We start from the raw sequence: 9,537 nt of genomic DNA, 5'->3' as shown, positions 1-9,537 counted from the left end.
CGGGGCGGGGGGTCGTGGTGGGTCGTCGAGGCCGTCGGCGAGGGTCTGGAGTGCCGTGGACGCCGCGGCGACGTCCTCGTCGGTGAGGGCCGTGCGCCCGAACCGTGCCTGCAGGTACAGGTCCAGCAAGGTGCGGGTGGCCTGGGGGTCGACGTCGGTGCGGTCCAGGACGGTCACGGTGAACTCGGTGGGGGTGGAGGCCCGGTCCCGCAGGATCCCGGTGCGTTCGGCTGCGGCCTCCAACGCCACCCATGCGGCGACGACGGCGTCACCGGGGGCGGTGGTGCGGCGCAGGCGTTCCCCGGCGTCGTCGACGCCGTCCCGCAACGTCGGCAGGTCCGGGAGGGCGCCGGGGTGTGCGCCCACGGCCAGGTCGGACTCGACGTCGCTGGGGTCCGGGGGGCCGTCCGGGGGGCGGGGCCGTTCGCGGCGGCGCCACCACCGGACCACCACGGCCAGCACCGCGAGCGCCACCAGCGCCAGCAGGACGGCCCCCACCCAGCGCAGGTCCCACTGGGGGACGTCCAGGGCCTCCATGTCGAACTCGGGGAACGGTTCGAACGTGGGGGGTGCCAGCTGGGGCAGCTCGGCCGGCTCCAGCTCGCCGACGTCCTCACGGAACGGTGGTGACCAGGGGCCGGTGATCCCCGACGCCACGACCGCCAGGGCGATGAGCGCGACCACCAGCAGCGACCGGCGGGGCGGGCCGCCGCCGTCACCGGTGGGCCGGGCGTCGTCGTGCACGGGCCGTGGGGTCCCCGGCCCGTGGTGCTCCGCCGCCGTCGTACGGTCCACCGGGTCATCATGGCATCACGGGTGGCGCCCACGCCGCCCGATATGAGCACCTCGGCCGCCCGGCCGGGGTGTCTGGAAGGATTGCGGGCATGTCTCGCACCGCGCCCGCGTCCGAGCGGCAGAGCCTGGCCGCCGTCACCCCCACGATCGCCCTCAGCCCCCTGGACGGCCGGTACCGGGCGGCCGTCGCGCCCCTGGTGGACCACCTGTCGGAGGCGGCGCTGAACCGGGAGCGGGTGCACGTGGAGGTCGAGTGGGTCATCCACCTGACCGGGCAGCAGGTGGTGCCCGGTGCGCCGACCCTCGGCGACGCCGAGCGCCGGTACCTGCGGGACGTGGTCGCCACGTTCGACGCGTCCACGGTCGCCGAGCTCGCCGAGACCGAGCGGATCACCGTCCATGACGTGAAGGCCGTGGAGTACCTGCTGAAGAAGCGGCTCGCCGACGCGCCCGACACCCTGGAGGGCACCGTCCTGCCGCAGGTCACCGAGCTGGTGCACTTCGCGTGCACCAGCGAGGACATCAACAACCTGTCCTACGCGCTGATGGTCAAGGGCGCCGTGGAGCAGGTGTGGCTGCCGGCCGCGCGGGCCCTGGTGGAGGACCTGGTCGCGATGGCCCGCGAGCACGCGACCGTCCCGATGATGGCCCGCACCCACGGGCAGCCGGCCACCCCCACGACCCTCGGCAAGGAGATCGCCGTCCTGGCGTGGCGGCTGCGGCGTCAGCTCGACCGCATCGCCCGCACCGAGTACCTCGGCAAGATCAACGGCGCGACCGGCACGTACGGGGCGCACCTGGCGGCCGTCCCGGACGCCGACTGGGTGGGGGTGTCCCGCACGTTCGTGGAGCACCTGGGCCTGACCTGGAACCCGCTCACCACCCAGATCGAGTCCCACGACTGGCAGGCCGAGCTGTACGCCGACGTCGCCCGGTTCAACCGGGTGCTGCACAACCTCGCGACCGACGTGTGGACGTACATCTCGCTGGGGTACTTCGCGCAGGTGCGTGGGCAGGGGACGGTCGGGTCCTCGACCATGCCCCACAAGGTCAACCCGATCCGGTTCGAGAACGCCGAGGCGAACCTGGAGATCTCCAACGCGCTGCTCGACACCCTGGGCGCGACCCTGGTCACCTCACGGCTGCAGCGTGACCTCACCGACTCCACGACCCAGCGGAACATCGGCCCGGCGTTCGGCCACTCCCTGCTCGCGATCGACAACGTGCGCCGGGGCCTGGCCGGCCTCGACGCCGACCCGGCCGCCATGGAACGGGACCTGGACGCCAACTGGGAGGTGCTGGGCGAGGCTGTGCAGTCCGCGATGCGTGCCGCGGGCATCGCCGGGGTGCCCGGCATGGACGAGCCGTACGAGCGACTCAAGGAGCTCACCCGCGGCCGCCGCATCACCGGGGAGGACCTGCGCGAGTTCGTCGCAGGCCTGGGGCTGCCGGACGACGTCACCGCGCGCCTGCAGGCCATGACCCCCGGCAGCTACACCGGGGCCGCCGCCGAGCTGGTCGCGTTCCTCGACGGCTGACAGCACGGCCGAGGCAGGATCATCCTGCACTCCTTGGCCGAGGTCCTGGTCGGCCCCGCCAAGGCTGGAGCCCACGCCGCAGCGCTCAAGGCGTTGACGGAGGCAGGGTTCGGACTGGGGCCACTGGGACAGGATCCTGCGCCCGAGGCCCTCGCGGTCGTCCAGGCACAGACAGGGCTGACGACGCCGGATGCATGCGTGCTGGCTTCGGCCGAGCGGCTCGGAGCTGGGCTCGCGACCTTCGACGCACGCCTGGCGCGGGCCGCTCGGGCCCGCGGAGTGGCACTCCACGGTTTGACCATCGACGCACCGTAGTGTCCTGGCGCGCCGGGACGTACCTCACGAGGATGAGCCGTGGGCGGTAGCACGGGCCGGCAGGTCTCACCCGGGACCGATCCTCACAACTGCGAGGGTCGGTCCGATATCTCCTGCTGTGAGCCCTGCACCCAGTGACACCAGAGCCCCCGACGGCGTCGAGCACCGCACGTTCGGGCGCCGCCTCATGGACGTCGTCCCCCGGGGTGTGCGCCTGGACGAGGCCGCGTTCCGGGTCAGGCACGACGCCCTGACGTGGCTCCTGGTCGCCCACCTGGTGGGGTTGGCGGCCCTGGCCCTGCTGTGGGAACCGTCGGCGTCCGGGCACGCCGACCACGACGCGACCATGAGCGCGGCGGACCACATGTGGATGGCGTGGGTGGGCCTCGGGATCATGGCCGCCCTGGTGGTCGTCGGGCGGGTGGCCGGCAGCCAGGCCGTCCGTGGGGCGGCCGTCGGGACCGGACTGGTGACGTCGAGCGTGGTGCTCGTGCACCTCTCCGGCGGGATGACGGACCTGCACCTGCACTTCTTCGTGATCGTCGCGTTCGTGGCCCTCTACCAGGCGTGGGCGCCGTTCCTGGTGGCCGTCGGGGTCGTGGCCGTGCACCACATCGGGATGAGCCTCATCGACCCGACCCTGGTGTTCTCAGACCCCCGCGCCCAGGAGAACCCCATCCCGTGGGCGTCCCTGCACGCCGGGCTGCTGCTCGCCCAGTGCGTGGCCCTCGCGACCAGCTGGCGGTTCACCGAACGCGCCGAGGCGTCCATGCGCGCCGAACGCGAACGCGCCGAGGCGACCGCCGCCGAGCAGATCGCCGCCCAGGAACGCCTCGTCGAGGCCCAGGCCGGAGCGGCCGAGCAGGCCCGCCGCGAGCTCGCCGAACGTCAGGCACGCGCCGCAGAGCTCGAGTCCCGTCTGGTCACCCTCACCGGCGCCGGTGACGACCTGCGCGCCGGCGCGGACGACTCCGCCGAGGTCATGGACGGCCTCGTCGGGGCCGCCACGCAGATCACCGCCGCGTCCACCCAGGCGTCGACGTCCGCGCAGGCCGCGGCCCAGCGGGTCGCCGCCTCCACCTCCACCATGGAGGCGCTGGAGCGGTCCGCGGACCAGATCCACGACATCGCCCGTGCCATCACCTCCATCGCCGAGCAGACGAACCTGCTGGCCCTCAACGCCACCATCGAGGCAGCCCGCGCCGGTGACGCAGGCAAGGGATTCAGCGTCGTGGCCCACGAGGTCAAGGAGCTCGCAGCCCAGACCGCCAAGGCCACCGAGCAGATCGAGACCGTCACCGACTCCATCCGCACCCGCACCGTCGACGCCCTCGCCGGCACCCGCGACGTCGACGCCGCCATCACCGACGTCGTCAACGCCCAGGCCACCATCGCCACCGCAGCCGAGCACCAGTCCAGCGCCACCGCCCGCGCACGGGCATCCATCACCGCCATGACCCACGCCGTCCAGCAGGTCACCGACGAGGTCGCGGCCATGGCGGGGCAGGACGAGGCAGGGACGCGGCACTGAACCGGCCGCTTGGCATCAGATAATCGGATACGATGAGGGCATGCGCACGCTCACGGCAACCCACGCCTCACGAGGGTTCTCGGACCTGCTGGACGCCGTCGAGAACGGAGAGACGGTACGGATCTCCCGCGCCGGCCATGTCGTCGCCGAGCTGCGGCCTGTGACCCCCACTACCGGGCGTGCGCTGCGCGAAGCCCTCGCTCGGACCCCCGGCATGGACGACGCGTTCGAGGACGACATCACCGCCGCTACCGCCCTGCTGACCACCGACGAAGGCGACCCGTGGCGCGACGCCTGATCCTGGACACCACCACCCTCATCGCCTACGAACGTCGACGGTTCGACACCACCCAGTTCGACGAGGACGACCTCGCGATCGCGGCGATCACCGTCGCCGAGTTCCGCACGGGCATCGAGCTGGCCGACACCCCGCAGCGGGCTGCGGACCGGGCCCGTGTCCTCGCAGCGATCACCGACACCATCACCGTCCTGGACTACACCGAGCGAACAGCGGTCGAGCACGCCCGCCTCCTGGCGCACGTACGCCGGACCGGAACCCCCCGCGGAGCCCACGACCTGATCATCGCCGCGCACGCCGCTCACGAGGACCGAACCCTGATGTCCACCGACGCTCGCGCACGGTTCGGTGACCTCCCAGGCGTACGCGTGGAAAGCCCGGCCCCCTGACCGCTGCGCCCGGCGCCGCGCAGGTGATCCCGGGGCCCGGACTGGGCCATCCGCGTCCGCATGGGCGCGATCATGCTCGCCGCCATCCTCGTCACCGCTGTCAGACACGTGGTCGGCGTCCCTGCGCCGTTCAGGGTGGCCCGAGACGCCGTCACTGCGCGTGGGCGAAACCTGGGCCGCGGCTGGGGGGACCAGGACGCCGCCGCCGTCGGGCGTGCTAGGGACCTGACCGACGCGCCGGTCCTGGCGGTCGTGTCCGGCGGCTCGGGCCAGGCACGTCGCACCACAGTGGTGGTCGCCAAGTGCGAGCACCGCTAGATGCGGTGCTGTACGGTCCTCGCCTGGAAGGAGGCCCCCATGTCACATGACTGCACCACGAGGTCCACCTCCAGTGCTGTACGTGCCGACGGCGGGAGGGCGCGCGAACCGCGAGACCGCCCTCGACATGCGTGAGACGAAGGACGGTCGGCTCGCCCTTCTCGTCTACAAAGCCCCAGACCGACTGGTCGCCTGCTGCGGTGACGCGCAGCCCTCGACGCTGAAGCCGACACAAGCGGGTGTCCGGTGAGCGCGACCGGAGAGTCTCATGCCACGAACGACCTACCCACCGGCGCAGCAGATCAAGGGCGCCACGGAAGAGGCGAGGGCAAAGGTCGACGACTTCTTCGTGGACGGGGGCCGAGCAGTCGGGTCGGTCATCGACACCGCAGGCGACGCGATTGGTGAGCGCTGGGAGGCGATCTTCTGAGCACCCCGACCCCTCACGGGCACCACGTCCCTGGCGCAGCGACGGACCCGCATCGGTGGGCACGGCGGCCGTGGACGAACCGTCTCCGTACGATCTTGGTCGTGGCCCCGTTCGCCGCACTCGGCGGCGCCACGTTCGTGGCGGTCCTCCGGGGGGACCCGGACCCGCGTGCGGCGATGGGTGCCTTGCTGCTGCCCGGAACACTGATCGGCGCCGCACTGTATGCAGCGAGGACGGTCCGTCCTCGGCGGCTCGATTTCCGTCACGTCCGCCAGACGCGCGCTGAGGAGTCGGATCTCCCCGGGCTCGCTCTGCCCTACAGCCGCCCGGTCGCGGTGGGGGGTGTGGTGATGCTGGCGTGCCTCGCAGCAAGTTCCTTGGTACTGACAGTCGACGGGTGGGCGCGGTTCGGGGAAGACTCCCGCACTATCGGCGCAGCCTTCCTCGCGCCGATAGGCATCTTCGCCGGCGTCGTGCTGTTCGGCGACATCGCCCGTGGCCGGATCCGACGGGGCGCCGTCATCCTGACGGCGCGGGGCATCAGGCACACGTCCTGGTCTGCAGACGCGTTCGTGCCGTGGGACGCGGTCGTCGCCGTGGTGCCGGTGACCACCCCGGAGCGTGCGGTGCGTGTCGTCGCCCGGCCAACGCCCGGCGCCCCGCCCGTCACCCGGCGTAGCCGGTGGTGGGGTCAACGCGAGGTCAAGTTCGCCCCGCACCTGCTCATCAGCACCCTCGACGTCGCCGCCCCACCCGCTGTGCTCCTCGAAGTGCTCGACCTCTACGCGCGCTACCCCGCCCTGCGTGCCGAGCTCGGCACCGCTGCAGCGGTCCGGCGGTTCACGCCCCACGCCTGACGGCGGACTTGCTATGAAAACCGGCCTCAACTCATCCTGACCCTTAGGGCATTGGATGGGCCGACGCCTGCCTGCTGCGCTTAGATCACCGGATCACAGTCTGGCCCGTGGTCCTCAGCAAGTCAGCCGGCCAAACCAGCGCAAAGGAAGTCGACCGTCCGGGGTCTTCTATGAGTCGCTCAGGTCACGTCCTTGCCCGGTGCGCTGGCCCGGCTCACCGCACGACCTGCAGCCGCGAGCGTGCGTGGGGCCCGGGACAGACTAGGTCGAAGAGGCGGCTGGCGGTGTGCAGGTAGTCCTGCCCGGTCAACGCCCCACTCCAAAGACAGCGAAAACGGCTGGGCGGGCGCTCCTCCGCCCCGTCACCGACGTCAGATGCAGAAGCGGCGGATCGTGCTGGTCGAGATCGGACCGGACCAGGTACGCACCGCGCTCACGGTCCCGACCCAGGGGTGCACGTCACCGGCGTCGGACCGGCCGTGGCCGAGACGGAACGGCCCCTCGTGCGCACGCGCCTGGGGTGCGGTGATGGTTCTCCCCTCAACCGGCCACCCGGGCTTCGGGGAGTCCGCCGTACCGAGGTCGCACACGTGCACGGTCGACGCTCCGGTCACGGAGTTCCGCACACCGACGAGTCCGTACCAGGCACCTTCGACCGCCGGGACGTCGGACGTCGCGACGCTCACGACGCCGTCCGCACCGGTGACGGCGAAAGCCCAGCAGCCACTGCCGCCGGAGCAGCGGGCGTCATGCCGGAAGCCGAGCTCGAAGGCACTGGCCACGCCACCGTCCTGGCTGACCGCGGTGGCGGTACCAGAGGCGTCGTCCAGCTGCACGATCGCACCCACGCTGTACGACGCGGTCGCGACACCGGGATCGGTCGATGCCGCGCCGCCGGTTCCCGGCCCGAAGACCAGCCCTCGGTCGTACGGATCGAACCCGAAGCTCGCGTACAGCCCGTCACCCCAGGTCACGCCGTCGGCGAGGTGCAGCTCCTGCCCAGCGGAGCCACTCGTGCTGTACGCCACGGCTCCCTCGCCCTCGTCGAGCCACCAGTGGTCGACCATCGAGGCCATCGCCACAACCACGCGATAGGTCTGCACAGGGCTCGTCCGCCCGGCCCGATCGACCGCCTGGACGTGCAGGGTGTGGGGGCCATCGATCACCGGTGCGAACGTCACCACCCCCGGCTCAGCCTCCACGTAGGCACCCATGCTGTCGGTCAGGAACGAGTACATGTAACCCACGACGTCCTCTGAACCGTTGTTGGTGAAGTGGAAGGTCCCGGTCTGCCCGATGCCGCCTGAGCTGATCCCATCGAGGTACACGACCCCGCCGTCGTCGACGGCCTCGACGTGCGGCACCGCAGGAGACGTCAGGTCGAAGATCACGTCGCACGACGCGGGCGCGCTGGCAGAACCGTCCACGTCATACCCCACGACCGTCCACCGGTACAGGACGTCCTCGTGCAGACCCAGCTCGGGCACCCGCGCGGTGTGGTCGCTCCCGCCCGCTTGGGCGGCGGTCCGCCCCGCGGACCAGAGGATCTCGCCCGAGTCGACCTCGACCAGGGTGAACTCTGCCGTCGCGTTGCCCCGCGGGACGTCGACCGTCGCCCGGAGTACCGGCGTTGCCGATCGCAGGTACACCGGTGAGTCCGTGACGCAGGCGGCGGTCGGGCTCGACGTGCGCAAGCCACTCACGGTCACCGCTGCGTCGACAGGGTCCGGGGTCGGCGCAGGCGTCGTCGGGGTGGGCGTGGGACTGGGCGTGGGGCTGGGCGTGGGGCTGGGCGTCGGTGCGGGTACCGGCCACGCTGCAGGCCACAAGAGCCGCAGGAGCTTACGGATGAAGGCGACGACCGGCGCGGTCCGCGAGGACGGCTTCGCGGCGCTCGAGTGGGACCCGGCCTCACCCGCAGGTGCGATCACTGAGTCGCCCGCCCCAACGGCCTCGACGGCGACGGTGCGTGCTTCGCCGGTCACTGCGGAGAACGAGTGGCGAGTCGCGGCCGCCGCGGGGGTGGTCACCGACAGCGTGACCGCGAGCACCACCGCCCCGGCTCCGAGCGACCTGAGAGGGGACCGGACAGACTTCTCCCGCATGACGTGCTCTTCTCTCCACAGGCGCCGGCATGCGCGGGCACCGAGCCGCCGTACCCATGATCGAAGTTCGGCCCCATGGCCGCCCGGCTCATGGTGCCGCAGACCGTATCAGTCACGGATGACCCGCTGTGACTCCCGGCGCGACCTTCACCCGTTCGGCCTAGTGACCGGATCTGCGGCGGTGAAGTCTCAACCCTTGACGACGACCGTGGCCATGATCTTGTCGGCGAAGGTCTGGCGCTTCTCGTCCCACAACGGCCACAGGTAGCCGATGTAGAAGAACCCGTCCACGACGTGCACCAGGTCACGCAGGAAGGCCGGCCCCGCACCCACCGGGCGACCCGTGGCCTCGGCGATCAGGGTGAGGCCGACCAGCTGCTTGCCGACCGACCGGCCGGTCCGCCCCTGACGGAACACCCGGTTCCAGATGAACATCGCGATGTAGCCGGCCCACCCCAGGATCAGGGCCACGAACGCGGCGACCGGGGGGTTCGGTGAGGCGTAGGGGTCGCCGGCGTCCGCCCACCCCACCAACAAGCCCACGAACACCAGGTAGCCCACGAGCAGCGGTGCGGTCGTCAGGGCCCCGTCGATCAGGGACGCGCCCACCCGTGAACCCCAGTGCGCCAGGGGTGGCCCCGCGGGCACCGGGTGCGGGTACCCCGGCGGCTGCATCGCGGGCGCGCCAGGGGCCGGGTACGGGTGGCCTGCCTGGGGGTACGGCTGGGGGTGCGGCTGGGGGTACGGCTGGGGGTACGGCTGCGCGAGCTGGGGGCCCGGTTCGCCGTGCTGGGGCTCGGGGTGCTCCGGCGGGGTGTGCGTCATGGTGTCTCCTGGGTGCGCTACGGCCCAGCCGTTCAGGTGAGCTGCAGGTGAGCGTGGTGCCAGCGCACAGTAGACGTCGGGGCGGGGAACCCTCAGCGCCCGTCCACAGGGGGCCCTGCCGCCTCACCGGCCGCCC

General features: G+C 71.9%; 11 protein-coding genes. 8 read left to right on the top strand and 3 right to left on the bottom strand.

The window, feature by feature from the left end; translation table 11 throughout:
• The coding region (locus tag N869_RS16565; protein ID WP_052105337.1) for a DUF4129 domain-containing protein at positions 1 to 795 on the bottom strand (795 nt) is incomplete at its 3' end.
• 89 nt (positions 796 to 884) lie between these two features.
• Between N869_RS16565 and purB the strand changes: the two genes are divergently transcribed.
• From purB to N869_RS09785, 8 genes are all read left to right on the top strand, one after another.
• On the top strand, positions 885 to 2,333 hold the full coding sequence (gene purB / locus N869_RS09810; RefSeq protein ID WP_035060912.1) for an adenylosuccinate lyase: 1,449 nt from the start codon (positions 885 to 887) through the stop codon (positions 2,331 to 2,333).
• Positions 2,334 to 2,366: 33 nt separating this feature from the next.
• Positions 2,367 to 2,648 carry a PIN domain-containing protein gene (locus N869_RS18870; RefSeq protein ID WP_198026033.1) on the top strand — a complete coding sequence of 94 codons (282 nt, stop codon included), beginning with the start codon at positions 2,367 to 2,369 and terminating at the stop codon, positions 2,646 to 2,648.
• Positions 2,649 to 2,766: 118 nt separating this feature from the next.
• The gene (locus tag N869_RS09805) at positions 2,767 to 4,179 is read left to right on the top strand and encodes a methyl-accepting chemotaxis protein (RefSeq protein WP_156968481.1); all 1,413 of its coding nucleotides are present in this window, start codon (positions 2,767 to 2,769) and stop codon (positions 4,177 to 4,179) included.
• Positions 4,180 to 4,219: 40 nt separating this feature from the next.
• Positions 4,220 to 4,477 (top strand): type II toxin-antitoxin system Phd/YefM family antitoxin, encoded by a 258-nt coding sequence (locus N869_RS09800; RefSeq protein WP_035060908.1) that lies wholly within the window; start codon positions 4,220 to 4,222, stop codon positions 4,475 to 4,477.
• The gene (locus N869_RS09795; RefSeq protein WP_035060906.1) at positions 4,462 to 4,866 is read left to right on the top strand and encodes a PIN domain-containing protein; all 405 of its coding nucleotides are present in this window, start codon (positions 4,462 to 4,464) and stop codon (positions 4,864 to 4,866) included. The genes N869_RS09800 and N869_RS09795 overlap by 16 nt, the downstream gene beginning before the upstream one ends.
• A 364-nt stretch (positions 4,867 to 5,230) precedes the next feature.
• Positions 5,231 to 5,434 (top strand): SAV_915 family protein, encoded by a 204-nt coding sequence (locus N869_RS18865; protein WP_408606354.1) that lies wholly within the window; start codon positions 5,231 to 5,233, stop codon positions 5,432 to 5,434.
• A gap of 18 nt (positions 5,435 to 5,452) precedes the next feature.
• Positions 5,453 to 5,614, top strand: a complete 162-nt coding sequence (locus N869_RS17370; RefSeq protein WP_156968480.1) for a hypothetical protein — start codon at positions 5,453 to 5,455, stop codon at positions 5,612 to 5,614.
• Between the two features lie 101 nt (positions 5,615 to 5,715).
• A complete protein-coding gene (locus N869_RS09785; RefSeq protein ID WP_035060902.1) occupies positions 5,716 to 6,471 on the top strand; it encodes a hypothetical protein in 756 nt (251 codons plus the stop codon).
• Positions 6,472 to 6,842: 371 nt separating this feature from the next.
• Here the strand turns inward: N869_RS09785 and N869_RS09780 are convergent, their stop codons facing one another.
• Positions 6,843 to 8,120 carry a LamG-like jellyroll fold domain-containing protein gene (locus tag N869_RS09780; protein ID WP_084136863.1) on the bottom strand — a complete coding sequence of 426 codons (1,278 nt, stop codon included), beginning with the start codon at positions 8,118 to 8,120 and terminating at the stop codon, positions 6,843 to 6,845.
• 645 nt (positions 8,121 to 8,765) lie between these two features.
• Positions 8,766 to 9,401 carry an RDD family protein gene (locus N869_RS09775; RefSeq protein ID WP_035060896.1) on the bottom strand — a complete coding sequence of 212 codons (636 nt, stop codon included), beginning with the start codon at positions 9,399 to 9,401 and terminating at the stop codon, positions 8,766 to 8,768.
• Between the last annotated feature and the right edge of the window lie 136 nt (positions 9,402 to 9,537).

This window comes from Cellulomonas bogoriensis 69B4 = DSM 16987 (genome assembly GCF_000767165.1).
GTDB lineage: Bacteria > Actinomycetota > Actinomycetes > Actinomycetales > Cellulomonadaceae > Actinotalea > Actinotalea bogoriensis.
Note: the sequence above shows the minus strand (reverse complement) of the source record. Positions and strands in the feature narration are given on the sequence as shown.

Coding starts and splice junctions, on each gene's coding strand:
- purB (WP_035060912.1), top strand. CDS start 885: ATGTCTCGCACCGCGCCCGCGTCCGAGCGGCAGAGCCTGGCCGCCGTC.
- N869_RS09800 (WP_035060908.1), top strand. CDS start 4,220: ATGCGCACGCTCACGGCAACCCACGCCTCACGAGGGTTCTCGGACCTG.
- N869_RS18865 (WP_408606354.1), top strand. CDS start 5,231: ATGACTGCACCACGAGGTCCACCTCCAGTGCTGTACGTGCCGACGGCG.
- N869_RS17370 (WP_156968480.1), top strand. CDS start 5,453: ATGCCACGAACGACCTACCCACCGGCGCAGCAGATCAAGGGCGCCACG.
- N869_RS09775 (WP_035060896.1), bottom strand. CDS start 9,401: ATGACGCACACCCCGCCGGAGCACCCCGAGCCCCAGCACGGCGAACCG.